Genomic DNA, 25,756 nt, shown 5'->3' on the forward strand with positions numbered 1-25,756 from the left:
TCATTTCGGGTGCAAAGATACAAAACAATTCACAATTAGCAATTAACCATTGATAATTTTAACACGATAGCTTCTTCTACTATCAAAACCGCACTCCAAAGCTAAACCCTATCCCTCTATACTCCATCATCTCAGGAGTTTCACTCCAAAGGAGAGGTTCTGCTACATCAAAACTCGTGTAAGAAGTATAAGCCGATAAAAACATACTATACTTATTTCTCACTAAAAACGGAATGGACAGCCCTACCTTCACTTCCCCTATTGATGGCTTTACTAAGGTACTCAAAGGCAGAAAGCCAGCTACTTGTACGAAAATATTTCCCTGATAATTCTTCACAGGGTTCAAACGGAGTACACTACCCAATTTTAATCCTGAGGCCACAGGTGTCATATCCTGAAATAGGTTTACACTAAAAACCATAAAAAGATATGACAATAAGGAGGAAAGAAACAGTTCGGTACAGTGATTGCTTTAAGTTGAGTATCGTAGAAGAGATTGAGAGAAACGGATTGAGTATTGCAAACTGCCGACGTAAGTACGGCATTGGAGGAAGTACAACGATTCAAAAATGGCTCAAAAAGTATGGTAAAAATCACTTATTAAATAAAATAGTACGCGTGGAAACAATTGATGAAATCGGGGAGCTTCAAGCTCTTAAAAAGGAGTTAAAAGCCCTTAAAGAGGCTTTTGCTGAAACGACTTTAGAGAATAAAGTTTATAAGACTTATTTTCAAATTCTTGGTCAGGAAACAGGAATGGGCGATGAAATAAAAAAAAGTTAGAACAAGAGTTATTGAAGTACTTTCCAAAACAGAAAAGATAAGCGCTCTTTGCAAGTGTTTTGGTATTAGCAGACAAGCTCATTATAAAGCAGTTAAATCGTTTAAGGAGGTAGCACTCAGAGAGAGTATAATTATTGAGATGATACAGGAAATACGTCGAGAACTGCCCAAGATAGGAGGAAAGAAGCTTTATTATATGTTATCAGATAAGATACATCAGGTAGCAAAAATAGGGAGAGATAAGTTCTTTATGATATTGAATAATAATGATTTACTCATTCAAAGGAAGAGGAGTTATACCCGTACGACCTATTCTAATCATTCTTTTAGAAAGTGGACAAATCTTGTTAAAGATGTAGAAGTGAGTGCTAAAAATCAAGTATGGGTAAGTGATATAACTTATATTCGCACCTTAGAAGGTTTTAGGTATTTATCGCTTATAACTGATTTATATTCAAGAAGGATAGTGGGATATTGGTTAAGTAATAGTCTATCTATTGAAGGGTGTTTAGAGGCTTTGAAGAAGGCTTTAAAAGGGAAGAAAAGGTCAGAGTCTTTAATACATCATTCGGATAGAGGAGTTCAATATTGTTGCAAAGAGTATATATTGTTATTGCAAAAAGAGCACATTCAAATTAGTATGACTCAGGAGAATCACTGTTATGAAAATGCTCACGCGGAGCGTATCAATGGGATTCTCAAGCAAGAGTTTAATTTAGGAGTTACTTTTAATACTGAACAACAAGCTCTTAGTGCGGTATGTTCGGCTATAAAGACATATAATCAAAAACGTCCTCACTATGCATTGAACTTAAAAACTCCTGATCAGGTGTACTTTCAAAAGGTAGCTTAATGAGAAAATTTGACTAATAAAACAATAATTAATTATGACAACCTTTTTTAGGACGTGACAATTAGGGAATTAGCAAATTTGGAAATTAGCAAATGGGAAAGAGGTTAAGAATTTCGGAGAGGCTCAGGAAAGGTGTAAGCGGTGAGAGAAACTTATTAAGGGATTAGACCCTAAATTGCTATAAAGTGGATTTTTGTTCCATAATATTGAAATCTATCGATATCTAAATCCGTGTAATCTGTGCGAGATTTTAAAGTAGCGAAGCTACTTGTTTAGACATATAACTTTAATGTCATTTTTCTTACATCGAATTTACGTTTTTAATCTAAAAGCGTTTGTCCTGATAACAACTACTTAGCGGTAATTTCATACCCTTTATCTTTAAAAGCTTTTACCAACTGCTGAATATGGTCGGTACCGTTGGTTTCTACCGTAATAAGCACTTCTTTATCGCGGAAACGTGAGAGGTTCTTAAACTGGTTGTGGGCGAGTTTAACTACATTAGCTCCCACTTCTGCAATAATTTGAGTAATCTTAGCGAGTTCACCAGGGCGGTCAGGAATGCTTACCGAGAAGTTAAAAATACGGTCTCTGCTCACCAATCCTTTGCCTATCATCGAAGATATCATTAGCACATCTATATTGCCTCCACTCACTACAGGCACAACGTTTTTACCGCGGTCGGTGAGTTTTTTGAGTGCTGCCAAAGGTAATACGCCTGAGTTCTCAGCGATAAGCTTGTGCTTTTCTGCTAATAGCAAAAAAGCTTCAGTAAGCTCGTAATCGTCTACTGTTACCACTTCATCTACATATTGTTTAATAAAGTCAAAATTAAGCTCTCCTATGCGCTTTACAGCAGTTCCATCAGCAATGGTATTGGCTTCGGGTAGGGTAACAAGCTTATTCTTTTTCAGTGCTTCAGTTGCCGAAGCAGCTCCTGAGGGTTCTACACCTACAATCTTAATATCGGGTTTAAGCTGTTTAGCAGCACAAGCAATCCCCGAGATAAGTCCGCCACCGCCTATGGGTACAACTATCACATCGGTGTTAGGCAGTTCTTCCAATATCTCTAAGGCGATAGTACCTTGTCCTTCCAACACATCAGGGTCGTTGAAAGGGTGTACAAACACGTAGCCTTCTTTCTCTTCCAGCTCTTTCGCTTTTTGGTAAGCATCGTCGTATACATCGCCGTAGAGCACTACTTCAGCACCGTACTTTTTGGTAGATTGCACTTTGATAAGAGGCGTAGTTTTAGGCATTACAATCACGGCTTTGATACCCAATTCACGTGCTGCGTAGGCAACGCCTTGTGCGTGGTTTCCTGCTGAAGAAGCAATAACTCCTCTTTTTTTCTCCTCTTCGGTAAGTTTAAGGATTTTGTTATAAGCACCACGAATCTTAAAAGCTCCTGTCTTTTGAAGGTTTTCAGGCTTGATGTAGATTTTGTTGCCAGATTCTTCTGAGAAGAGCGGACTATAAATAAGGTGTGTAGGGAGGAGCACACTCTTGAGGTGCTCACGTGCTGTGGTAAAGTTCATAATTTTCAAATAGTGTTAATAATTAATGTCTCTTCAATATAGTATAATTGTACCCCTATTAATCGCCTGTGTGGCTCACACCTACCCGTGTGGCTCACACTTATGGTTTTGCTTGAATCTTATCAGAAAAAGCACTCCAGAAAGTAGCTCTTTTGTATTGCTCTACCGAGTTTTTAGGTACATATATCTTTTCTATACGAGTAGCCCTAAACGGGTTATTTACTAAAGCAGGAGGGTTTACCGCATTAATCGTTACTGTTTTAAGCTGTTGGCAATACCAAAAAGCATCATACCCTATAGTCTTCAGTGTTGCAGGCAAGACAACACTCTTCATCTCCGTACACCCCGAAATTCCCACAGTTTCTATATCAGTGAGTCCAGTATTTTCTAAGTTAATTTCTTTTAGATAATTCCACCCAATAGCGCCAAATCCTAATATTTCTACTTTATTGAAGTGTAATTCTTCGAGATTATAAGACATTGACAATACGCTATAGGGCAGTCTTTTTACATTAGGAAGGGAGAGTTTTCTAATTTTTGTTTTGAAGAAAGCTTTATCGCCAAAAACTACTGTAGCGTTGGTATTGAAGGTAACGGTACCACTAAGGCTAGCTTCTTCAAAAGCACTCTCTTCTATCTCCTTCAAGTTATTCGGAAAAGTAATCGACTGTAAGTTCTGATGTTCTTTAAAAGCCTCTTTCCCGATAGTGTTCACATTTCTGAGCTTCTCGTCAGCTTGCATATCAAGCACTGTAGTATTCGCGTTTTTCCATTTTATGAGTGTACGCCCATCAGCGCTGAGCTCATAATCAGCGGTAGAGTTACCGTTGTTGTCATCATCACTCTTCCGACAGCTCACCAAAGCAATCCCTATAAGAGCTAATAATAAAACCTTTCTCATTTTCAAATTTCCTAATTTTCTCATTCTTTAATTTAATTAATTGCTTGTATTTTCTCCGCAAAATCTTTCCACCCTGCCGCTTTTTTGTATTGTTCTACCGAACCCTTAGGCACATAAATAGTAGGTATCACACTTTTATCTTTCGTACCAAAAATACTATTAATATGTAAGGCAGGTGGATTTACCGCTTTAATAGTAAGCTTTTTCAGCACTATGCATTGCCAAAAAGCATCTGATTCTATTCTGGCAAGCGTCTCAGGTAAAGTAATCTCTTTTAGCTTCCACATCCCCACAAAAGTGCCGTGTCCTATTTCAGTAAGCCCCGTCCCCTCGAAGGTAAGCGAGGCAGCATTGCAATCTCTCAGCGCAAAATCACCTAATTTCTTTACTTTGTTAAAAGTAACCTCTTTTAAATCCCTACAAACTGAAAAAGCATTGATACCTAACACACTCATATTGGGGAATGTTATCTTTTTCAGATGAGTGTGGTAGAAGCACTTTTCGCCAAAATCAACGGTAGCTTTCGTGTTAAAGACAACCTCACCGCTGAGGTTTGCATCTTCAAAAGCACTTTTTTCTATCTCCTTCAAGTTATTCGGAAATGTAATCGACTGTAAGTTCTGATGTTCTTTAAAAGCCTCTTTCCCGATAGTGTTCACGTTTCTGAGCTTCTCATCAGCTTGCATATCAAGCACCGTAGTATTCGCGTTTTTCCATTTGATAAGCGTACGCCCATCAGCGCTGAGCTCATAATCAGCGGTAGAGTTACCATTGCTGTCATCATCACTCTTCCGACAGCTCACCAAAGCAACCATTGCCAAAGCTAATAATAAAACTTTTCTCATTGTATAATTATTTTTTATCGTATTTATCTATTTTTGTAAGCTACTAATTTTCTCATTTTCAAATTTACTAATCCACTAATTTCTCATCTGATCGTCGCGCTATAACCTCACATTACCTCCGTCATTCATCTCTTGTCATTCGTCATTTCTTCCCCTCCGCTGGCGCGAGCTTTTAGCTCGTGCTCTCCCTTGCTAATTTTCTAATTTGCTAATTCTCTAATTACCCCTTCTCGTTTCCGTCATACTCCCCCCTAGTGCCTATGACCTAAGTCCTATTGCCTTTTCTCTTTCTTTCGCCTCGAAACCCTGTTTTTACCGTTTTTAGCCTTGTTGTATTATATTATGAGTCAATCACTTATATACCCTTTCTATACCAATCGTCCAAGATTCGTATAAGCTTGCTATAAGCTCTCTATAAGCTAACCACACCCTTCTTACACCCTTTTTTCATCAAAACTTCTCTCAGCTCTCTTCCGTTCTTCTCCGACATCTTTCGAAAGCTCCTAACAGTCCCAGCATATCACTTTTTCATCTCAAACTTTGGCAAAGTTTTAAACTTTGCCAAAGTTGATTATCGGTAAGTATTATTAGCATTTCTGGTATTATTGACATTTACTCCATTTACTAATCTGTTAATTTCCTCATTTCCTCATTTCCTCATTTTCTCATTTCTCCCCCGCCTGTGCGGCTCGCACCTAATTATTTTGGTATCAACTGAATCTTATCAACTAAATTTTTCCAATTGTTATCTCCTTTGTATATATCCAATAAATCCTTAGGTTTTCTGGGGATATAAAAAGTAGGAAACTTAGTTTTAGCTATCCCAGAAAAAGGATCTCCCTCTAAATACGGCGGGTAAAGCGCAAGAATAGTAACATTCTCTAACGAAGTACAGTTCGCAAACGATTTATCTCCTATCGTCTTTAAGTTCATAGTTACCGAAAGGATTGCCCTTTTTAAAAGTTTACAGTTAGCAAAAGCCTCTTTCCCTATATGAGTAACTCCCGCATCTGTTAAATCTACTAATTCAAGAGTTCCACAAGACGAAAAAGCCCCATCGCCTATAATACCCGTCCTTTTAAAAGTAACTTCTTTTAAGTTTCTACATTCAGCAAAAATCCGGTTAGATAACGCTTTAGTATTGGGGAGTACCACTTTTCTAATATTCGAACGATAAAAAACCCTCTCGCCAAAAACAACGTCTGAATAAGAGTTGAAGTTTACACCATCACTGAGGTTCGTTCCTGAAAAGGCATCAGAACCTATTTCTTTTAAATTGTCCGAAAAAGTAATCGCCCTTAAACTTTTAAGGTCTTTAAAAGCATTTTCGGCAATAGTGTTTACTTTCCGCAAATTGCTATCCCCTTGCATATCAATAGAAATAGTACTACTATTAGTCCATTTTATTAAGGTAAGACCATCGGCACTGAGAGTGTAGTCATTAGGCGATACGTTTACCTCGTTACCGTTGTCATCTTTCTTACGACAACTCACCAAAGTAATAGCCACAAAGGCAAAAAAGAAGACTTTTCTCATTGTAAAATCATTTTTATGATGTTAAAGACGCCACAAAGGTACTAAATAAAGAACAATTAACAACGAAATATTCACAAAAAAATACCGACTATCTTTATAGCCGGTATCTGTATGTTTTTCCTTTTTAAAAATCAAATAAATCTAAGCTATTAGAATTTCTTCGATTGTCCCAAAAAGAAAGAATACGAATAATATTGTTTTCTACTCTGTAAAAAATAGAGTAATTATAAAACACTAAAACAGAACGGACATCTTCATATCCTCCTTCTATAGGCCAGATGTATGGATTATCAATAAGAGATTTAACTACTTTTTGTGCCTCTGTATTCAGTTTTACTGAATAAGTATTACTTTTGTTCCGTTTTTTCCAATAAACAAGAATTTCTTTCAGCTCCTCCTTTGCTTTAGGAGTCCAAACTACGACCATAATATCGCATTCATTTCTTGTTCTACATCTTCTTGAGGAATATGTAACCCTGCCTTATCTTCCTCCAAACCTTTTTGTATACTATACTTTTTCGCTTCTTTTTGTTGTTTAAGAAGGAGGTCGTCTTCAGTTAAGATATTATCTATAAGCTCTGCGTCCATAGTTTTTTATGTTTTTACGTTGCAAAAGTACTAAATAAAGACCAATTAACAATGAATAAAGAACAATTTTTAATCATTAACCATTAATCATTGCCTCTCTACTGATGCACTTGCACTTGTGGGAATGGTATCTCTATACCCGCTTCGTCGAAGCGGTTTTTGATAGTCTCTAAAGTACGGAATATACACCCTGCGTGCTCGGAAGTCAAGCACCAATAGCGCAGTGAAAGGTTCACCGAGCTATCAGCCAATTCCTCTACGTATACCACAGGCTCAGGGTCAGGCAAGGCTTTGGGCTCTTCTTTCGCAATTTGCAAGAGCACTTCGCGAGCTTTTTGAATATCCGAACGGTAGCCTATACCTACTAATACGTACACCCTGCGCTTCTCTTCCCTACTGTAATTGATAATGCTATTGCTAAAAAGTTGGGTATTGGGGATAATCGCCTGCTCGTTATTGGCTTTGTTAAGAGTTGTAGCAAAGAGTCCAATGTTTTTTACTGTCCCTTTTTCGCCATTACCTTCAATGGTATCGCCTACGCGGAAAGGTTTAAAGATAAGAATCATTATCCCGCTTGCAAAGTTAGATAGCGACCCCTGTAAGGCTAACCCCACTGCTACAAAACCACTGGTAATAATCGCAATAAACTGAGTCGCAGGCAAACCTATTACTTGCACGATAGTAAGGAACAGAGCAATATAGAGTATCCACCGTACTACTTGCAAGAGGAATCCCTGCAAAGCCACGTCTACTCCACGGCGTACCATCAAGCCTTTAAGGAGTTTTGCAATAAACCGAATAATGTATCGCCCTATAAAATAAAGCGCAATTGCCCACAATAGTGTAGGTGCAAATTTAATAAGTCCGGTAATCCACTCTTTAATGAGTCCTTCAAAATCCGCAGTCGAAAAATCATTCATTTTTGTTTGTTTTATTTTTTAGTTTCTAAATCTCACCAGCCCCTCTCTTCTCTCTGTCCTATCTCGATTGATGCGCAAAAATACAAACTAATTCCCAATCTCCCAAAATTTATTTCTCGTCCCCTTCATTTGCCATTGTAGAGGCGTAGCTAAAAACACCTTTCTTCCAATTTCTGATTGGGCTATCGAAATCAATAGCTGAAAATCCTGTCATTTCAATTTAAATATTAAGATTCTGGCGACAAAAGTAAGAATAATTTACGAAGCTACTAATAAAAACTTTAAAAAGAAATTAAAGAAAAGATTTGTTTTATAAAAAGAAAATTATACCTTTGTAGCATTCTAACCTATATAAACCTAATTTATTATGGACAAAAAGAAATTCATTACAATTCTAACAGCAGGTTTTGCTCTATTTGCGATGTTTTTTGGGGCGGGCAATTTGGTTATTCCCCCTTATATAGGCTTAAAAATAGGAGCTTTAAGTGGTGTGGCTTTTGCAGGTTTTTTTGTGTCGGACATACTACTGTCGTTCTTAGCGGTGGTAATGGTAGCCTCTGTAGGACTTACTTTCACCGATTTAGGCAAGCGCTTCCCTCCGTTATTCGTAAATGCGCTTGTGTTTTTAATCATTGTTACCTTAGGTCCCCTTATCTGCGTACCGCGTACGGGGTCTACAACCTACGAGGTGGCAGTACAACCTTTCTTCCCTCAAATAGGCAAAATTACTTTTGGGGTGCTGTACTTTGGCATCACGCTTTTGCTCTCTATCTCGAAAGCCAAAATAGTAGACATCATCGGTAAAATACTCACACCTTTTCTTATCCTTTCACTTACTATCCTGATAGTCGTGGGCACCATCAATGCGCCTAAGGAATTGGTAGACAACGGCTATAGCTTTGGAGAGGCGTTTGCGTTTGGCTTTTCAAAAGGCTACTTAACCTTAGATGTGCTTGCAGGGGTTATTTTTTCGGGGCTCATTATCTCGTCAATCGTGCGAGAGGGCTACCGCAGTGAGGCTGAAAAAAAGCAAGTAACCATACTCTCTGGGGTCATAGCCGCTGGCTGTTTGGTGTTTATCTACGGAGGATTGCTATATCTGGGAGCTACCTCTAATCTTTCTTCTTCCGAAGGGATTAGCTATATAGATATTCTCAAGCATATAGCTTATAGCGTATTAGGCGACAATGGTGGTATTGTAATATCGGTAGCGGTAGCTTTTGCTTGCCTTACTTCGGCTATTGCTATTGTATCGGCTATGGGTGAGATTTTCGAGAACATCAGCAAAGGGCGTATCCCTTATAAATGGGGAGTGTGGATTTGTTCCTTAGTGTCGTTTGCGCTTTCTATCAGAAGTGTAGATGAAATCATTCATTACGCTGGCTATCTGTTAGATTTCTCATATCCTATTACCATCGCACTTACCTTATTTGTGCTTTTCTTTGGCAAACGGGTGCAGAGCAATGCTCCTTATATAGTGGGGGTAACGCTCACGGCTATATTATCAGGACTTTTCATCATAGGTGATTTGCTACATATAACGTGGATTAATAACTTCAAAACGTTATTACCCTTGGCTGACTACCGAATAGAGTGGTTTATTCCTGCTTTTCTATCATTTATCATAACGGCAATAATAGTGAAGAGAGTATAATATTTTTTATAAATAAAGTCCGTCCGATGTATAATACTGATTTACAGTTGTACGTATATTGTAATCAGTGAAATCAATCTTTCACATACCTAGCAGAGACCACTCGCTAGCTTTGTGTGAGATTTTAAAGTAGCGAAGCAATTTATTTGTTTTACATATATAACTTTAATAACATTTTCCTCATATCCGATTCATATTAAATTAATTACCCATCGCGCTACACCTGCGCGCGTGGCTCATACCTGCTTGTTGTGCTAAAATTTAGCATCCACTTCCCGTCGCTACATTCCCCCTTTTGAAGGTAGCCAGCGACAGCTGGGTATGTGAATAGGGGGAGGTTTCCTTCGCTGGTGCGAGCTTGTAGCTCGTACACACTTTGCCAAAGATAATTTCCCATTATGCTACGACCCTACATTCCCTTCACTTTTTCCGTCACCACATTCCCCCTTTTCTGTCACACTCCCCCTAGTGCCTATAGCCTAAGGCCTAGTGCCTCTTCCTCTTTCTTTCGCCTCGAAACCTCTTTTTTAACATTTTTAGCGTTGCTGTATTATATTATGAATCAATTTTTTACACACCCTTTCTATACCAATCGTCCAAGATTCGTATAAGCTTCCTATAAGCTCTCTATAAGCTAACCCCACCCATCTTACACCCTTTTTTCACCAAATCTTCTCTCAGCTCTCTTCCGAAACTCTCTGTTTCCTTCCGAATCCTTCTAACAGTCCCAACTATCGCTTTTTCATCTCAAACTTTGCCAAAGTTTGAAACCAAAACTGTAAGGAAGATTTATAAAGCACTGATTTTTAACTATGTTTTTTTGTAGGAATACTGTGTAAGTATTATCTTTGCAAAAAAAAGTTATGACCACTATAATAAAGAATAGAAAAAGAATTTCAAATATCTTTTCTAAGATAGAAGATAAAGAGTTAGAATTTCTTGTAAAAGAAACAGGAGTCGATAAATATAGCAAAAAACTTAAAGGAATAGAAATATTTAAGTTGCTAATTTTCGGTGCTTTGACAGATGATAGAGCTAGTCTAAGAACCTTTGAAAACTTTTATATCACAAATTTCTTTAAAATGATTGCTAAGATATCACTTACTAAAGTCATATCACACAGTAGCATTGCAGAAAGGATTGCTAAAATAAATGTAGTTTTCTTTGAAAGACTTTTTGCTTATTGCGTAAAGAAGTATGCACCTTTTTTAGAAGAAGGAATTACTTCTAAAATAAGTAGTTATGATTCTACAATAGTGAGTATCTCATCCAAACTACTCCATTTAGGAATGCAAAATGGACAGAAGAATAAAAAAGATGAGCAAGGAAAGCTAAGCTTAAAATTCACCATTGGATTTTCAAACTTACCATTCAAGTGTAAAATTCATCACCAGCAAGAAATGATAAGTGAAGATTTAGCACTTGGTGATATTCTCAAGGAACATACTGCTAATAAGGAAGATATAGCAGTGTTCGACAGAGGAATGAAAGACAGAAAGGTAATGGATGAGCTTTCAGATGAGCAGACTCAATATTTTGTCACCCGAATTTACAAAGACTCAAAGTATATTTTAGCAGAAGGGAGTCAAGTAAAGAAATTAGCTGAGCAAGATGAGCATCTGCGCTTAATTAGCAGTCAGAAAGTACATCTTTTCACTAAAAGTCAAAGGAGGACAAAAAATACCTTTCGTTTGATAGAGGGTAGACTGCTAAAGAAGGATGAGAAGAGAGGAGAAATTAAAGAAGAGAAGATACTGTTTTTAAGTAACTTAACCGATGATTTTAGTGATGAGCAAATAGCCGGAATTTATAGAAATCGTTGGAAGATAGAGCAGTATTTTCGTTTCATAAAACAAGAGCTTAACTTTAAACATTTCTTTTCAAGAAATCTCAATGGTATACAAGTGATGATGTATGTAATATTAATAGCATCAATATTACTATTGACATACATAAAAGAAGAAGGATTGAAAGGCTATAAAATCCCTAAAAGGCGATTTTGTTATGGTTTACAAGATGAAATAATTAAAGAAATTGTAATCCATTGCGGAGGAGATCCTTCAAAAATGTATTCTTATTCAGATAGTTAAAAATGTTCCTTACAACCTTAGTTTGAAACTTTGGCAAAGTTGATGTTCCAAAAAGTTACTTCCCCCATTTGCTAATTCTCTCATTTGCTAATTTTCTAATTTCCAAGTTTGCTAATTAGAAAGTTCGTATTTTCGGGTTATATTGTTCAACAATTTGCAAGAGATAAGACAATGCCTCGCGCGACATCGTAATCCTTGTGACTTTATGCGATTTGATTTTTACATATAAACCATTTTTGCTATAACCCCAATCTATATCCGTGATTTTAGCAGGGTCAATTTCACGAATCGCATAGAAAATAAAGAAGTACAGTTGCTTGTTACACAACACAAACGGCGGATTGTAGCGAGTGAAAACAAATAGACTATCTTTTACTTTTAACAGCAAGTCGAAATCACTATCACTCATTTGTTCTACCAGCATATACAGAGCTTTTTCGTTGCGCTTGAACACATAAGAAAGGAGGTAATACACCAAAAAGGGAATAAGTAAAGAAAGGAGGGTTTCCCCTATTATTTCATCAGGAAACAACAAGTGTAGCACCTCTACACCTTCTTGTATCATCAGCACAAGATAGACAAACAAAGGCGCTAAAAAAATCACAATAATAATACCGGTAACCCACAAGCGGAACTTACGTACCTTTTTCAAATAAGCCTCCCGCTTTTGTGACAGTTGGCGCTGAGGGCGATAAAGAGCCAAGCGTTCTTCGAATTCGTTTTTGCGCACTATTATAAAGTACATAAAAACCAAGAGAAGCACCAACGAAACAAAACAGAGTAAATAAATTATGTCCATAATTTTAAGTAAGAGTTATTTATTTGGGCTTTGTATATTGTTCAACGATTGGCAAGAAATAAGAAAATGTTGTGGGGGATAGGGTAAACATTGTTCTCTTAGGAGATTTGAGGCGTATAAAAATACTATTCTTATTATTTTCCCAATTAATTTCGGTTATTTGAGTAGGGTCAATTTTTCTAATAGCATAGAAGAGAAAAATATACAACTTCTTGTTACACAATACAAACGGAGGACTATACTTACTGATAGAAGGCAAACTATCTTTTACTTTGAGTAGTGTTTCAAAATCGGTATCACTCATTTGTTCTACCAGCATATGTTGGGCTTTTTCATTGCGTTTCAGCACATAGGTAGCAAGGTAATACGCCAGAACAATAGGTATAAGGACAAGAAGGACAAACAATATGAGTTTCTTAATTTTATTAAAGATTACCATATATACACTGCCTATTTCCTCAAAATCCTCTTTGAACATTACAAAAATCAAAATTAATAAAAGAAAAGAAAATAGCACCAGCAAAGCAATAGAAGCATATTTGCGGTATTTGTGCGCCCCCTGCATATAGGCTTCACGCTTTTGTGAAAGCTGGTGAGTAGGACGGAAAAGCACTAATCGTTCTTCAAAGGCATTTTTTCGTACTACCGTAAGGTACAGAAAGATACCTATAAAAATCACTAAGGGTGCCAAACAGATAATGTAAACTGTGTCCATTTTTTTAGATAAGAGTTAAGAATTACCGTATTTAGCAAAAAACTCATTGATAAGCCTTTCTAATTCCTCAAAAGTGATTTCGAGTTCGCTATTGTCGATTTGAATTCCTTCAAACCTATTCCTTATCTCTTTACTTTTGATTCTGTTCAAGTAGTTTTCAGGGTGTTTGAGTTTGATATGGATGTGTATTCCATAGAATTTCATTCTGCCTATAGCAGCTATTTCGTTCCAAGGAATTTCACCTACCCATTTACCTACAAGATTCACATTGCTTTTGAGGTACTCAGGAGTGAGTATTACACCTCCTTTGCTTCTCTTTAACGATAATAGACCTTTTATTCCCATAAAAAAGAGAATAATGGTTACTATCAATAAAACTAAAAAGAATGCTAAATAGTATAGGTTTAGGGTATCAGCTGATAAAATAAGAGCGATAACACCTGCTACACCAAGGATTATAAGAGCATAGATGCCTGTGAGTTTCAGCATTTTCTTTTTGCTGAACGGGATAATGATAGTATCTTTCATTTTTCTGTTTAGTTCATAGGTTATTTTAAAGTTTTTATTTGAGCATTAGGATTGTATTTCTCGATAATCACTACCAAGAGAGGGTATATATTCCTATACATAGTAATTCGAATAGATTTTATCGATTTAATATGTACAATTACTCTCCCTCCCCTAGCATAAACAAAACATACTTCTTTTATTGTTGTAGGATCAATCTCCTCAACGGTAAGAGAAACAAATAAGTACAGCTTATCTTTGCAAAGTATAAAAGGAGGAAAGTATTTGAAGAGAAATAATTCTTTTTGTACACTCTGCAATAGCCGAAAGTCGCTATCACTCATTTGTTCTAAGAGTGCTTGCTGGTTTTTTATATTTCTTTTTAAAATACGATATAGTAAATAAATAGCCAAACACTCTATTGCTATTAGAAAAATTAGAAGAAGAAAAATGATAGGAATACCAACATCAGCTAATAGAAATGCGCATATAACCATTAATGGAAAGCTAACAAACAAGCCTATAACTACGCTCGCTTTTTTGATATATTGCTCTGCCCCTCTGATATATTCCTGTCGTTCGGGGGAAAGAAGTCGGGGAGTATGATAGACTAAGCGTTTTTCGAAATTACTTTTGTACTGCACAATAAAATATACCAAAACAACTACAAGCACGAATATGAAAATGATTGTGGAATTCATTGTATACATACTTTTAATTTTTGATTCACTGTGAAGTTGTATTTTTCAAACTTTCAATATGAGGGTTGCGACAAAAAAAGAGGCTTCTCCTCAGTGGAGAAGCCTCTTTGTATTATTACATTACAATATTGATAATCCTATTAGGCACTACAATTACCTTTTTAGGAGTATTGCCTTGTAGCTGTTCTGCGGTTTGAGGATCGGCGAGAATGGCTTGCTCTATCTCTGCCACACTCATACTGGTAGCATAAGCGCGTTTAAAGCGTACTTTGCCGTTGAACGATACGGGATACTCCTTGCTGTCCTCTTGCAAATACTTATCCTCGTGTACGGGATAAGGTGCATAAGCTACACTTTCGGTATTTCCAAGCCTTTTCCAGAGCTCTTCGGCGATATGTGGAGCGAAGGGTGCTACCAATACCACAAGAGGTGCTAAAACGTCTCTATGGTGGCATTTTAGCGATGATAACTCATTCACGCATATCATAAACTGACTCACTGAGGTATTAAATGAGAAATTCTCGATATCTTCATTTACCTTTTTAATCGTTTTATGGAGTGCTTTAAGCATCTCAGGCGTAGGGGCTTCATCGGTTACTTGCCAACCGTTGTCATTGAAATACAAACGCCATAACTTGCGCAAGAAGTTGTATACCCCCGATATACCTGCCGTGTTCCAAGGTTTGGCTTGTTCCAAAGGTCCTAAGAACATTTCGTAAAGGCGCAAGGTATCCGCGCCATATTGTTCGCAAATATCATCGGGATTTACCACATTGTATTTGGATTTTGACATTTTTTCGACTTCACGACCTGTAATATACTTCCCGTCTTCTTCTAAAATAAATTCAGCATTGGCAAACTCTTTACGCCACGCTTTGAATTTCTCAATGTCTAATTCATCAGAAGTATCTTTTAAGAGAGAAACATCTACGTGAATAGGTTGTACCGATTGCCCTTTTACTTGATTTTTAGATATAAAAGTATTAGTACCTTCTAAGCGGTATGCAAAGGCACTCATTCCCAATATCATTCCTTGATTTATCAGTTTTTTGAAAGGCTCTTCAGTGGGAGCAAAACCGCGATCTTTGAGGAATTTGTTCCAGAAACGAGAGTATAACAAGTGCCCTGTGGCGTGTTCGCTACCCCCTACGTAGAGGTCTACGTTTTGCCAATAGTCTACTACGTCTTTGGTAGGGAAGGTTCCACGTGCGTCTTTTTCCATCATATACTCCAACCAATACCAAGAAGAGCCCGCCCAACCTGGCATTGTATTCAATTCTAACGGGAATACAGTTTGGTTATCAATCAACTCGTTGCTCACTACTTTGTGGTTTGCGGTATCCCACGCCCAAGCAGTGGCGTTGCCTAACGGGGGGTTACCCTCTTCGGTAGGGAGGTATTTCTCTACTTCGGGTAGGAGAATAGGGAGGTGCTCCTCGCCTATCATCTGTGGCAAGCCGTTTTCATAGTATACTGGGAAAGGTTCGCCCCAATAACGCTGACGTGAGAAGACAGCATCGCGGAGACGGTAATTCACCTTGGCTTTGCCGGCGCCCTTGGCTTCTAAGGCTGCTAACACTTTGGCAACCGCTTCGCCAAAGTTAGTGCAATCATTGAGAATATCGGAGTTTTGGTAAGTCATTCCCTCTTTGTCGGTAAAGGCGTTTTCTGAAATATCTTTATCGAAGATGTTAATCATTTCTGGCATTCCTTTAGCCCCTTTGAAGTGTTTGGCAAAGGCATAATCGCGGTCGTCGCCAGCAGGCACTGCCATTACAGCCCCCGTACCATAGCTTGCCAATACATAATCGCCTATCCAAATAGGGATTTGCTTGCCGGTAAGTGGGTGCACGGCATACGCACCTGTGAAAACTCCTGATACGGTTTTGGTGTCTGCCATACGGTCGCGCTCTGAACGTTTGGCAGTAGCTGCGATGTAGGCTTCTACCTCAGCGCGTTGTTCCTCAGTAGTAATTTGCAATACTAAGGGGTGCTCGGGAGCAAGGGTAAGGTAAGTAACACCGAAGAGAGTATCGGGGCGAGTGGTGAAGACTGTGATAAGCCCCCGTTCCCCCGAAGGGGGACAAGCCTCAGTAGCGATGGTAGAACCTGATGCAATAGCCTTACTCAATTCCTTTTGATTAGGAAGAAAAGAAAGTTTTTCAGTGATTTGGTGAATAACTTTATCAAGGTTGTTTAATACTTCTTCATTGGTAAATCTAATTACTTCAAAACCTAATTGTTTGAGTTCTTCTGCTCTTCCTTCATCTAAACCTTGTTGAGTGTAATCAGTATGATAGCCTCCATCTACTTCAATTACTAAACGTTTAGAAAGACATACAAAATCTGCAATGAAATTGCCTATAATATGTTGTCTTCTAAACTTATCTCCTATATGTTTTGATTTTAAAGCTTCCCAAAGAACTGTTTCGGCTTCAGTCATATTTTCTCTCATTTCTTTCGCTTTCTGTTCTAAGAAATGAAAATTATCTCCAGATGTCATATAACCAAATTTCCCATCTGAAATCACTTCTGAAACCATATCTATTGTCTCATCCGCTGCATTTGCGGATTTTCCCCCTTCGGGGGATAGGGGGCTAAGCACAAAGTCGATAGAGGCTCCTACTGATTTTCCTATCCAGTTGCGTTGGCTTTCTTTGATACTCTCACTCCAATCGATGGTGTCTAAGCCTTGCAAGAGGCGTTCAGCATAGGCGGTGATGCGCATACTCCATTGGGTCATCTTCTTGCGAATAACAGGGTGACCACCACGCTCAGATACGCCATTGACTATCTCGTCATTAGCCAAAACAGTTCCTAAGGCAGGACACCAGTTTACTTCGGTTTCTGCCAAGTAGGTAAGTCGGTATTTTAGTAAATGACGTTGTTTGCTTTCAGCTGTCATTGCGTGCCATTGGGCAGCAGTGAAGGTTGGGGTATCGTCGTCACAGGCAGCATTTACCTTGCTATTGCCTTCTGTTTCAAAGAGAGCGATAAGCGTTTCGATAGGCTCTGCTTTGTTGGTTGCGTTGTTATACCACGAATTAAACAACTGTATGAATATCCACTGGGTATGACGATAGTAATCGGGGTCGGAGGTCTTTACTTCGCGACTCCAATCAAAAGAAAAGCCCATTTTATCTAATTGTTCGTGGTAACGGGCGATATTCTGTGCCGTAGTGAGGGCTGGGTGTTGCCCTGTTTGGATAGCATATTGCTCGGCAGGCAAACCGAAGCTATCATAACCCTGAGGGTGTAATACATTAAAGCCTTTGTGACGCTTGTAGCGCGCTACAATATCGCTGGCGATATAGCCGAGAGGATGCCCTACGTGTAAGCCCGCTCCTGAGGGGTAAGGGAACATATCGAGCACGTAGTACTTAGGTTTGGTACTGTTATTCTGGGCTTTGAAAGTTTGGTGTTTAGCCCAATATTCTTGCCAAAAGGCTTCTATTTCTTTGTGATTGTAAACCATTCGTCGTTAATTTGTGGATTTGTCAATTAGCAACTTTGCCAATTATGGTGCAAAGGTATGAAGTAATTAGCAAATGAGCAAATTTAGGGATTGGCAAATGCTGAGAAGTAAGAAAATAGAAATCTTTGCCAAGATTATAAAACCTTGGCAAAGATGAAGAAAGTTTATGTTTTTCGATTAACTTATGTTTCTAAAAACGTGGGAGTTTTTCAGGGATAATGTGTGCTGTGTCGTACCCTGCAAAGTGTTTTAGGTAGTTTTGCAACGTAGTACCATTGCCATCGGCAAAGGCATAGCGTCCTTTTTTCTTCAAATATTTTTTTACTGATTGTGCTCCGACTAAGTGAGCTGCGGCTAAAATGCCTGACTCGGTAATTTCTATACCGTTAATTTTAGTGCCTACGTATTGCTTGATTTCATTGCGCAAATACCATTTGTTGCGCTGAAGACTAAGGGTAAAAAGTCGTTCTTGTTGTTCGGGGGAATTGAGGAATTGCTGAGCGTCTTTTACTCCGTAGAACTGCAAAGCTGATTTTCCGAATTGATATTTCCCCATATAGCCAAACCTATTTACTATAAAATAATTGCCTCGTGACTCGCGGTAGGCTAAGGCTTCTTTAAAGCCTATAAAACTTTTTCCTACTTGTGGTGGATTTAAGGAAAACAGATTGGGTTCGCTTGTTATTTCTTTTGGCATAGCGGTAACCAAACGAGGTATATCTACTACAAAGCTGGGCGGTACTACGGTAGTTCTCTCTTCGTCACTTTTTACAGTAAAACCCAACATAAAAAATACGGCCATCATTACGGCACAATAATACCTCTTTTTTATATTTTTCATAAAAATTGTTTTCTTTAAGACTTACATCTGTTCTTCAGAAGAAGTACACCTGCTTAAAATTATTTCGGGGGCAAAATTACAAAAAAAATGCCAAATGCAACTATTTTAACTTATATTTTTATCAATAGTGTTATAAATGATTTTGATAACTACCCTCTAAACGTCAGTAATTACAAGGGTCGTAGCACGACGGGCGGGGGAGAAATTAGAGAATGAGAAAATTAGAAAATGAGAGAATTAGAGAATGAGGAAATTAACAGATTAGTAAATGGAGTAAATGTCAATAATACCACTAATCAACTTTGCCAAAGGTGCGAGTCGCACAGGCAGTCGTAGCACGACGGGCTATTAACTTTGCCCAAGTTTGAAACTTGGGCAAAGTGTGTGCTACAAAAAGTGACACATCGGAGAATTCGGAAGGAAACGGAGAAGTTCGGAAGGGCTTATTGAGGTAAAAAGTAAAAAATGAGCTGTAAGAAGGGTGGGGTTAGCTTATAGAGAGCTTATAGGAAGCTTATACGAATCTTGGACGATTGGTATAGAAAGGGTGTGTAAAAAATTGATTAATAGTGTAATACAACAATGCCAAAAATGCCAAAAAGGGGGTTTCGAGACGAAAGAAAAGGGAATAGGCATTAGGCCTTAGGCCACGGGCACTAGGGGGAGTACGACGGAAAGGAAAAGGTAATGTAGGGTCGTAGCATAATGGGAAATTATCTTTGGCAAAGTGTGTACGAGCTACAAGCTCGCACCAGCGAAGGAAACCTCCCCCTATTCACATACCCAGCTGTCGCTGGCTACCTCTCTGAGAGGGAATGTGGCGACGGAAAGGTGAAGGTAAGATGGGTGAAGTTTATGAGATAGAAAGTCTTTTATTTTGTCCACGAGAAAAGGCGCATATCTCCTGCTTCTAAGGTGTATGTTTTAGAGGTTGTCCAATCGACGGGGAGCAAGCGAGCTTCTTTGCTTACTTCTTGTACTTCGGCAGTGGCTTTTATCTCTAAGGGCAACGTTTTGAGAGGACTGTGGTTTACAATCATCAAATAGTAGCGTGACCCGTTCTGCAAAAGCGAAACAGTTGCCCCTATATCGCCTGTTTTGAGGACTTCAAAGTTTTTGGGCAATACCAATCTTTTTGTACCTGCGGGAATGCTTTTGCCGGTATGCCATACGTTGAGCATCTTTGCTCCTACGAACACGCCGGAAAGTTTCTGTACTTCGGCATTGGCTTGCGCTAATCGGTAATAGGTGGCATTTTTAGAGCCATCGGGCGCAATAGGCGCTTTGTAAGTTAGATTATCAGGAGGGGTGGTATAGGTGAAGAACTGCATCAGTTGCGAACCATAGGCTAAGTTGGTGTACAGTTGCAAGCGCAGGTCGGCAAGAGTAGGTTCTGGGTATCCACCTTCACCGAGAGGGTGGGACGATGATAGCACGAGCGTCCATAGAGGAATGCGTAATTCTTTGGCTTTTGCCGAGAAAACTTCTAAGTTTTTATACCACAATCCGTTTACGGTTCTCTCTTTTGCTCCTTTGTTCAGTACGATAGGGTAGAAGGTAGAAGAGAGCATTTGCAGAGGGAGGGTGCGGGTAGCTTTTTCAAGATAAGCATTAAAGGAGGCACCTAATTGCTTTTCGGAAGTGTCTATTGAGAGGAAATTCACATAGCAGATACCTTTTTTGTCGATTTGCTGAAAGCGTTTCATCTTCGCTGCTATCTTATCTAAATCTTTCATTGAGGGTTCGTCTGCCATAAACCAGCCCGCCACAGCAGGGTGGTCTTTTAGGGCTCTAATGGTTGCTTCGGTATCGGTAGAGAGTTCTGAGCAACTTACAATACTCTTCATTTGTAGGTTTTGCATCTTATTCAAAGCCTCTTTCACTTGGGAAAGGGTGGAATAATAGGGGTACATATTGTAATTTAAGCCTGCTTGTTTCATCTCTTGATAGGCTTCAGTAGAGGATTGAGGGGAGAGTCCTATCCACGCCATCATTGGAAAGGGGGTGTTGCTGGAGATAAGAGTGCCATTATCTTCGCTGTTGTTGTCTTTTTGGCAACTTGTGAAAAGGCATAAAGCACTTAAAGTGATGTAAAGAAATCTTTTCATTTGGGTGATGTTTATGGTCTTGATAGTGCAAAAATACAAAATAAATTGTAAAAAAGGTGACAATATGAAAGAAAATGATTACTTTTGTCGCAAGAGAAGTCGTAGCACGACAAGCAGTATGAGTCGCACAGGTGAAAAATTAGCAAATTTGTAAATAAGCAAATGAGGAAATGTGAACCATATATATAGTTTGAGCCACACAGGCATCTGTAGCACGGAAGGCAAAAGAAAAACGATTTGAGAACAAAAAACTCACGAGCAAAAATTTAGAACTAAATAAAAGAACAATGAAAAGAACGATTTTAATGCTCCTTATTGCCTTTGGAGCACTCTCTTGTAGTAAAGAGGATATTAAGAGATTAGAAGGTAAGGTAGATGTTACCGTCTACGTAAAAGACAACAACGGTACGCCCTTAAAGAATTGGGAGGTATATGCTTACGATGAATGGGCGTGGGAACACAAAAGTGACTCGCACCCTACTTTTCACGCGAAGCGGTCGGCGACTGATGATGAGGGGATAGCCTCGTTTGTACTGAGTGTAGATGTGATTGATGAGCAAGAAGTGTATCAGTTTGTGGTGTATTACACTGAGGACAACGCAGGGAAAAAGAATCTTTCGGGCACTGAAATTACTAAGAACAGTTTGAAGACAGTGAAAACGGTTACCCTTAAAGCGAAAGAAAAATCAACGATTACAATTACGTTGTAGTAGTTATCGGACAGGTTTGCCCCTTGAAACTTAAAAACGCTAAAACATTATGGATAAGAACAGTGTTTTACAGTACAAAAATCTGTTTGACGGCATTACTCATTATATAGAAAGTGAAGATGCCAAAGAGAAAATAGAAGTGTGGTTTGCCCGTGAGTTACAAACCATATTGGGCTATGCCCGATGGGAGAACTTTTCGGTAGCGATACACCGAGCAGTTGCTTCGTGTAAGTCGCAACAAATCAATGTAGATGACCATTTTCGTGAGGTCACGAAAATGGTCGAGTTAGGTAGTGGTTCCAAGCGTGAAATTATGGATTTTATGCTTACTCGTTACGCCTGCTATCTCATTGCACAGAATGGCGACCCTAAAAAAGAGGAAGTAGCCTTTGCTCAGAGTTATTTTGCTGTACAAACCCGTAAGGCGGAACTCATAGAAGAACGGCTCAATTTACTCTCTCGTTTAGAAACACGCGACAAACTCAGAAGTGCCGAAAAGCAACTCTCACAGAATATTTATGAGCGTGGCGTTGATGATAAAGGCTTTGCGCGTATCCGCTCCAAAGGCGATACCGCTCTTTTTGGCGGACATACTACTGACGATATGAAGCTGCGGTTAGGAATAAAAGCCAACCGACCTTTGGCAGATTTCTTACCAACGCTTACGATTGCAGCTAAGAACCTCGCTACCGAAATGACCAATTACAATGTAGAGAATAACGATTTGCACGGCGAATCTGCCATCACACACGAGCACGTACAAAATAACCAAACTGTACGACAAATGTTAGGGCAACGTGGTATCAAGCCAGAAGAATTACCTCCCGCCGAAGATATTAAGAAATTAGAGCGCAAAGTAGCGCGTGATGAAAAAATGATAGCTGAACACTCTCAAAAATTGCCTAAAAACTAAAATAATAATAACTTACCTGTTACCTATGCTAAGATTCACCGCTCTTACCACCGCACAAAACCGTAAACCGGTAGCGGTACCCGAAAATGGCAAACGCTCCGAACTGTTTGCCCAAAATGTATTCAACGAAGAGGCTATGCGCCAACTGATGACCCGCGATGCCTTTGCTGCTGTAATGAACGCCATTCACAATGGCACTAAAATCGACCGCCGTGTAGCCGACCAAGTGGCTACCGCTATGCGCGATTGGGCAATCTCCAAAGGCGCTACCCACTATACCCACTGGTTTCAACCTCTTACAGGGGGCACTGCCGAAAAACACGACGCTTTCTTTGAGCCCGTTACCCGCGACCGCGCTATCGAACGCTTTGGAGGCGGACAGCTCGTACAACAAGAGTCCGATGCTTCCAGCTTCCCCAATGGCGGTATCCGCAATACTTTTGAGGCGCGTGGCTACACCGCTTGGGATCCTTCTTCACCGCCTTTTGTCTACGGCACCGTGCTTTGTATCCCTACAATATTCATCGCCTATACTGGCGAGGCGTTGGATAACAAAACGCCACTGCTCAAAGCTCTTAGCGCTCTCGACCAAGCAGCTACCGAGGTAGCCCGTTATTTTGACAAAAATGTGAGCAAAGTCACCACTACCTTAGGCTGTGAACAAGAGTACTTCCTCATTGATAAAGCCCTCGCCAATACCCGCCCCGATTTGATGATTACCGGCAGAACGCTTTTAGGACATCAAGCGGCGAAAGGGCAACAGTTGGACGACCACTATTTAGGGGCGATTCCGAGCCGTGTGTTGGCTTTTATGCGTGATTTGGAACAAGAGTGCCTATTGCTCGGTATCCCCGTGAAAACGCGCCATAATGAGGTCGCACCTAACCAGTTTGAATTGGCACCTATCTTTGAAGAAGCCAACCTTGCAGTCGATCAAAACTCTTTGCTGATGGACGTGATGCGCAAGGTAGCCGAGCGTCACGACTTTGTAATCCTCTTCCACGAAAAACCCTTTGCAGGGGTGAATGGGTCGGGCAAGCATAACAACTGGTCGCTTGTAACCGATACGGGCGTAAACCTCTTAGCACCTAGCAAAACACCTATCAAGAACTTGCAATTCCTCACTTTCTTCATCTGCACTATCAAGGCAGTATGCGAATATGAACCTTTGTTAAGAGCCTCAGTGGCATCAGCGACTAACGATTACCGATTAGGTGCTAATGAAGCACCGCCTGCCATCGTATCGGTGTTTATAGGCGAACAGCTTACCCAAGTGCTGAACGCCTTAGAAGTATCCTCCGATAACCTATCTCCTGAGGAAAAAACCGAACTCAAACTGAATGTAGTAGGCAAAATACCCGACCTTTTCCTCGATACTACCGACCGCAATCGCACCTCTCCTTTCGCCTTTACGGGCAACAAGTTCGAGTTCCGCGCGGTGGGCTCTAAAGCCAACTGTGGCAAGCCTACAATGGTACTGAGCACCATAGTAGCCCAACAACTCACCGAGTTTAAGAAAGCAGTTGATGCGCTTATAGAAGAGGGCAAGAAGAAAGAAGATGCTATTTTTAAAGTATTGCGCCGTTACATTAAGGAAAGTAAGAAAATACGCTTTGAAGGCGACGGTTATAGCAAAGAATGGGAGGCGGAGGCCGCCAGCCGTGGTTTGAGTAATCATAAGACGACACCTGAGGCGCTGAAAGAAAACATCAGTGAGAAGGCTGTGGCTTTGTTTGAAAGTACAGGAGTACTAAGCAAAGTAGAACTTTTAGCGCGTTATGAAATTGGCTTAGAAGAATATGTAAAAACCGTGCAGATAGAATCGCGTGTATTAGGCGATATTGCTCGCAATCACGTGGTACCTACTGCCGTGCGTTACCAAAACACCCTTATTGAGAACGTAAAGGGCTTAAAAGAAATCTTTGGCGATAGCTATCAAGAAGTAGCTGCTGAGCAATTAGAGCTCATACGCCATATTTCCGAGCATATCAAGGTGATCCACAGTCAGGTAGAGGCAATGGTAGAGGCGCGCAAGCACGCCAATCACTTACCCGATTTTGAAGCCAAAGCCGATGCTTATTGCACGCAAGTAAAACCTTTCTTTGAGGTAATACGCTACCATTGCGATAAACTCGAACTTATGGTAGACGACGAGCTTTGGACACTGACGAAATACCGCGAATTGTTTTTTAATTAGCAAATTAGAAGATTAGAGAATGAGAAAATGAAGATTGTCAGTTTATTCAACTTTGCCAAAGGTGCGAGCCACACAGGCAATAAATCAATCGGCTTTATCAGCCGAGTCGGGCTCGTCAGACAAAACTGATTTTTTTGTAATTCGTAATTGAAATCTTAGACTTTGATAAAGTAAATCAATACAAAATGAGCCAATGTGCAGGTATGCACATTGGCTCATTTTCTAAATACTAATTTGCTAATTTATTCGATAATAGCAGTAATTTCATCTTTCCAAGTACTCCAATTAGGAGCATTCTTGTAATCGTTTACTCTTCTTGAAGGCACATAAATATTTCTTCTTATTGATGATCCACTAAAAAAAGCACTATCTCTTTTCAAAGTAGGAACTTCTAAAAAAGCTTTAACTGTAATATTACTTAACACAAAACAACCTGAAAAAGCTCTTGAACCTATTATACATATGGTTTCAGGTAAGATAGCTTTTTCAGCTTTTTCACATGAAGCAAAAGCTGCTTCCCCTATTTCAATAAGCCCAGTGTTATCTAAATTAATTTGGGTAAGAGCTGTGCAGGTGTTAAATGCATAATCGCCTATTTTTTCTACCTTGCCAAACTGTACTTCTTTTAGTTTGTAACAACCCTTAAATAGAAAGTTTGTTATTTCTTTAGTGTTGGGGAGTTTTATCGAAGTTATATCGGTATTTTCAAAGGCAGCTTCCCCAAAAGTAATATTGGATGCGCTATTAAAAGTAACTGTACTAATAGATGAGTTTATAAAAGCATAATCACCTATTTCTTTCAAGTTAACAGGCAGGTTTATGCTTTGTAGTTTGGTGTTTCTAAAAGCATTTGCTTTAATAGTATTTACTTTTTGTAGTTTGCTATCGGCTTGCATATCTAGTGAAGTAGTACTAGTGTTAGTCCACTTCACAAGGGTCAAACCGTCAGCACTAAGTTCATAGTAGCTAGCAGGAATGTCGTTGTTTACGGGTTCCTCTGTTTTGTCTTTGCTACAGCTTGCAAAAACAGTAGCAGCTAAGGTTAAAAATAAAAATTTTTTCATGGTGTTTTTTTTGATGTT

Annotated in this window: 23 protein-coding genes; 7 read left to right on the forward strand and 16 right to left on the reverse strand. The window is 39.3% G+C overall.

The window, feature by feature from the left end; genetic code table 11:
- Window positions 1–82 precede the first annotated feature (82 nt).
- Window positions 83–421: a hypothetical protein gene (locus HW278_RS07165; RefSeq protein WP_255493552.1), complete on the reverse strand. Its 339-nt coding sequence runs from the start codon at window positions 419–421 to the stop codon at window positions 83–85.
- 56 nt (window positions 422–477) lie between these two features.
- Between HW278_RS07165 and HW278_RS07170 the strand changes: the two genes are divergently transcribed.
- Together HW278_RS07170 and HW278_RS07175 are read left to right on the forward strand one after the other, a co-directional pair.
- Window positions 478–783: a transposase gene (locus HW278_RS07170; RefSeq protein ID WP_255493553.1), complete on the forward strand. Its 306-nt coding sequence runs from the start codon at window positions 478–480 to the stop codon at window positions 781–783.
- 37 nt (window positions 784–820) lie between these two features.
- Window positions 821–1,636 (forward strand): IS3 family transposase, encoded by an 816-nt coding sequence (locus HW278_RS07175; protein ID WP_255493809.1) that lies wholly within the window; start codon window positions 821–823, stop codon window positions 1,634–1,636.
- Window positions 1,637–1,986: 350 nt separating this feature from the next.
- Here the strand turns inward: HW278_RS07175 and ilvA are convergent, their stop codons facing one another.
- The 7 genes from ilvA to HW278_RS07210 form a co-directional block, all read right to left on the reverse strand.
- Complete coding sequence (ilvA, locus tag HW278_RS07180) at window positions 1,987–3,174, reverse strand: threonine ammonia-lyase (RefSeq protein ID WP_178977400.1); 1,188 nt, start codon at window positions 3,172–3,174, stop codon at window positions 1,987–1,989.
- 100 nt (window positions 3,175–3,274) lie between these two features.
- Window positions 3,275–4,099, reverse strand: coding sequence for a leucine-rich repeat domain-containing protein (locus tag HW278_RS07185; RefSeq protein WP_178977401.1), 825 nt, complete (start codon window positions 4,097–4,099; stop codon window positions 3,275–3,277).
- An 8-nt stretch (window positions 4,100–4,107) separates the two neighbouring features.
- Window positions 4,108–4,920 carry a leucine-rich repeat domain-containing protein gene (locus HW278_RS07190; protein ID WP_178977402.1) on the reverse strand — a complete coding sequence of 271 codons (813 nt, stop codon included), beginning with the start codon at window positions 4,918–4,920 and terminating at the stop codon, window positions 4,108–4,110.
- Between the two features lie 699 nt (window positions 4,921–5,619).
- Window positions 5,620–6,456, reverse strand: a complete 837-nt coding sequence (locus HW278_RS07195; RefSeq protein WP_178977403.1) for a leucine-rich repeat domain-containing protein — start codon at window positions 6,454–6,456, stop codon at window positions 5,620–5,622.
- A gap of 124 nt (window positions 6,457–6,580) precedes the next feature.
- A complete protein-coding gene (locus HW278_RS07200) occupies window positions 6,581–6,883 on the reverse strand; it encodes a type II toxin-antitoxin system RelE/ParE family toxin (protein WP_178977404.1) in 303 nt (100 codons plus the stop codon).
- The gene (locus HW278_RS07205) at window positions 6,874–7,044 is read right to left on the reverse strand and encodes a hypothetical protein (RefSeq protein WP_009418193.1); all 171 of its coding nucleotides are present in this window, start codon (window positions 7,042–7,044) and stop codon (window positions 6,874–6,876) included. Before HW278_RS07205 ends, HW278_RS07200 begins: the two co-directional genes overlap by 10 nt.
- Window positions 7,045–7,142: 98 nt before the next feature.
- The gene (locus tag HW278_RS07210) at window positions 7,143–7,964 is read right to left on the reverse strand and encodes a mechanosensitive ion channel family protein (protein WP_178977405.1); all 822 of its coding nucleotides are present in this window, start codon (window positions 7,962–7,964) and stop codon (window positions 7,143–7,145) included.
- Window positions 7,965–8,331: 367 nt separating this feature from the next.
- Here HW278_RS07210 and brnQ point away from each other — a divergent pair, with 367 nt between their 5' ends.
- Both brnQ and HW278_RS07225 read left to right on the forward strand, forming a co-directional pair.
- Complete coding sequence (brnQ, locus tag HW278_RS07220) at window positions 8,332–9,618, forward strand: branched-chain amino acid transport system II carrier protein (protein WP_178977406.1); 1,287 nt, start codon at window positions 8,332–8,334, stop codon at window positions 9,616–9,618.
- Window positions 9,619–10,481: 863 nt separating this feature from the next.
- Complete coding sequence (locus tag HW278_RS07225) at window positions 10,482–11,708, forward strand: IS4 family transposase (protein WP_178977050.1); 1,227 nt, start codon at window positions 10,482–10,484, stop codon at window positions 11,706–11,708.
- A 115-nt stretch (window positions 11,709–11,823) separates the two neighbouring features.
- Here HW278_RS07225 and HW278_RS07230 read toward each other — a convergent pair whose 3' ends face one another.
- From HW278_RS07230 to HW278_RS07260, 7 genes are all read right to left on the reverse strand, one after another.
- Window positions 11,824–12,507 carry a hypothetical protein gene (locus HW278_RS07230; protein ID WP_178977407.1) on the reverse strand — a complete coding sequence of 228 codons (684 nt, stop codon included), beginning with the start codon at window positions 12,505–12,507 and terminating at the stop codon, window positions 11,824–11,826.
- Window positions 12,508–12,526: 19 nt separating this feature from the next.
- Window positions 12,527–13,222: a hypothetical protein gene (locus HW278_RS07235; protein ID WP_178977408.1), complete on the reverse strand. Its 696-nt coding sequence runs from the start codon at window positions 13,220–13,222 to the stop codon at window positions 12,527–12,529.
- Between the two features lie 15 nt (window positions 13,223–13,237).
- On the reverse strand, window positions 13,238–13,750 hold the full coding sequence (locus tag HW278_RS07240) for an STM3941 family protein (RefSeq protein WP_178977409.1): 513 nt from the start codon (window positions 13,748–13,750) through the stop codon (window positions 13,238–13,240).
- A gap of 20 nt (window positions 13,751–13,770) precedes the next feature.
- Window positions 13,771–14,430, reverse strand: a complete 660-nt coding sequence (locus HW278_RS07245) for a hypothetical protein (RefSeq protein ID WP_178977410.1) — start codon at window positions 14,428–14,430, stop codon at window positions 13,771–13,773.
- Between the two features lie 115 nt (window positions 14,431–14,545).
- Complete coding sequence (leuS, locus tag HW278_RS07250; protein WP_178977411.1) at window positions 14,546–17,905, reverse strand: leucine--tRNA ligase; 3,360 nt, start codon at window positions 17,903–17,905, stop codon at window positions 14,546–14,548.
- A gap of 190 nt (window positions 17,906–18,095) precedes the next feature.
- Entirely contained in the window at window positions 18,096–18,746 is a 651-nt protein-coding gene (locus HW278_RS07255) for a hypothetical protein (RefSeq protein WP_009411537.1), read from the reverse strand.
- Window positions 18,747–19,618: 872 nt separating this feature from the next.
- On the reverse strand, window positions 19,619–20,854 hold the full coding sequence (locus tag HW278_RS07260) for a hypothetical protein (RefSeq protein WP_178977412.1): 1,236 nt from the start codon (window positions 20,852–20,854) through the stop codon (window positions 19,619–19,621).
- Window positions 20,855–21,141: 287 nt separating this feature from the next.
- Here HW278_RS07260 and HW278_RS07265 point away from each other — a divergent pair, with 287 nt between their 5' ends.
- From HW278_RS07265 to HW278_RS07275, 3 genes are read left to right on the forward strand one after another with little or no spacing between them, the layout of a single operon-like run.
- Window positions 21,142–21,564 (forward strand): hypothetical protein, encoded by a 423-nt coding sequence (locus tag HW278_RS07265; RefSeq protein WP_178977413.1) that lies wholly within the window; start codon window positions 21,142–21,144, stop codon window positions 21,562–21,564.
- Between the two features lie 49 nt (window positions 21,565–21,613).
- Window positions 21,614–22,477, forward strand: coding sequence for a DNA damage-inducible protein D (gene dinD, locus HW278_RS07270; protein ID WP_178977414.1), 864 nt, complete (start codon window positions 21,614–21,616; stop codon window positions 22,475–22,477).
- Window positions 22,478–22,502: 25 nt separating this feature from the next.
- On the forward strand, window positions 22,503–24,674 hold the full coding sequence (locus tag HW278_RS07275) for a glutamine synthetase III (protein ID WP_178977415.1): 2,172 nt from the start codon (window positions 22,503–22,505) through the stop codon (window positions 24,672–24,674).
- A 242-nt stretch (window positions 24,675–24,916) separates the two neighbouring features.
- Here HW278_RS07275 and HW278_RS07280 read toward each other — a convergent pair whose 3' ends face one another.
- Window positions 24,917–25,738, reverse strand: coding sequence for a leucine-rich repeat domain-containing protein (locus HW278_RS07280; protein ID WP_178977416.1), 822 nt, complete (start codon window positions 25,736–25,738; stop codon window positions 24,917–24,919).
- Window positions 25,739–25,756 lie beyond the last annotated feature (18 nt).

Source organism: Capnocytophaga sp. oral taxon 902, from assembly GCF_013394735.1.
Lineage (GTDB): Bacteria > Bacteroidota > Bacteroidia > Flavobacteriales > Flavobacteriaceae > Capnocytophaga > Capnocytophaga ochracea.

Coding starts and splice junctions, on each gene's coding strand:
- HW278_RS07165 (WP_255493552.1), bottom strand. CDS start 421: ATGGTTTTTAGTGTAAACCTATTTCAGGATATGACACCTGTGGCCTCA.
- ilvA (WP_178977400.1), bottom strand. CDS start 3,174: ATGAACTTTACCACAGCACGTGAGCACCTCAAGAGTGTGCTCCTCCCT.
- HW278_RS07185 (WP_178977401.1), bottom strand. CDS start 4,099: ATGAGAAAATTAGGAAATTTGAAAATGAGAAAGGTTTTATTATTAGCT.
- HW278_RS07190 (WP_178977402.1), bottom strand. CDS start 4,920: ATGAGAAAAGTTTTATTATTAGCTTTGGCAATGGTTGCTTTGGTGAGC.
- HW278_RS07195 (WP_178977403.1), bottom strand. CDS start 6,456: ATGAGAAAAGTCTTCTTTTTTGCCTTTGTGGCTATTACTTTGGTGAGT.
- HW278_RS07200 (WP_178977404.1), bottom strand. CDS start 6,883: ATGGTCGTAGTTTGGACTCCTAAAGCAAAGGAGGAGCTGAAAGAAATT.
- HW278_RS07205 (WP_009418193.1), bottom strand. CDS start 7,044: ATGGACGCAGAGCTTATAGATAATATCTTAACTGAAGACGACCTCCTT.
- HW278_RS07210 (WP_178977405.1), bottom strand. CDS start 7,964: ATGAATGATTTTTCGACTGCGGATTTTGAAGGACTCATTAAAGAGTGG.
- brnQ (WP_178977406.1), top strand. CDS start 8,332: ATGGACAAAAAGAAATTCATTACAATTCTAACAGCAGGTTTTGCTCTA.
- HW278_RS07225 (WP_178977050.1), top strand. CDS start 10,482: ATGACCACTATAATAAAGAATAGAAAAAGAATTTCAAATATCTTTTCT.
- HW278_RS07230 (WP_178977407.1), bottom strand. CDS start 12,507: ATGGACATAATTTATTTACTCTGTTTTGTTTCGTTGGTGCTTCTCTTG.
- HW278_RS07235 (WP_178977408.1), bottom strand. CDS start 13,222: ATGGACACAGTTTACATTATCTGTTTGGCACCCTTAGTGATTTTTATA.
- HW278_RS07240 (WP_178977409.1), bottom strand. CDS start 13,750: ATGAAAGATACTATCATTATCCCGTTCAGCAAAAAGAAAATGCTGAAA.
- HW278_RS07245 (WP_178977410.1), bottom strand. CDS start 14,430: ATGAATTCCACAATCATTTTCATATTCGTGCTTGTAGTTGTTTTGGTA.
- leuS (WP_178977411.1), bottom strand. CDS start 17,905: ATGGTTTACAATCACAAAGAAATAGAAGCCTTTTGGCAAGAATATTGG.
- HW278_RS07255 (WP_009411537.1), bottom strand. CDS start 18,746: ATGAAAAATATAAAAAAGAGGTATTATTGTGCCGTAATGATGGCCGTA.
- HW278_RS07260 (WP_178977412.1), bottom strand. CDS start 20,854: ATGAAAAGATTTCTTTACATCACTTTAAGTGCTTTATGCCTTTTCACA.
- HW278_RS07265 (WP_178977413.1), top strand. CDS start 21,142: ATGAAAAGAACGATTTTAATGCTCCTTATTGCCTTTGGAGCACTCTCT.
- dinD (WP_178977414.1), top strand. CDS start 21,614: ATGGATAAGAACAGTGTTTTACAGTACAAAAATCTGTTTGACGGCATT.
- HW278_RS07275 (WP_178977415.1), top strand. CDS start 22,503: ATGCTAAGATTCACCGCTCTTACCACCGCACAAAACCGTAAACCGGTA.
- HW278_RS07280 (WP_178977416.1), bottom strand. CDS start 25,738: ATGAAAAAATTTTTATTTTTAACCTTAGCTGCTACTGTTTTTGCAAGC.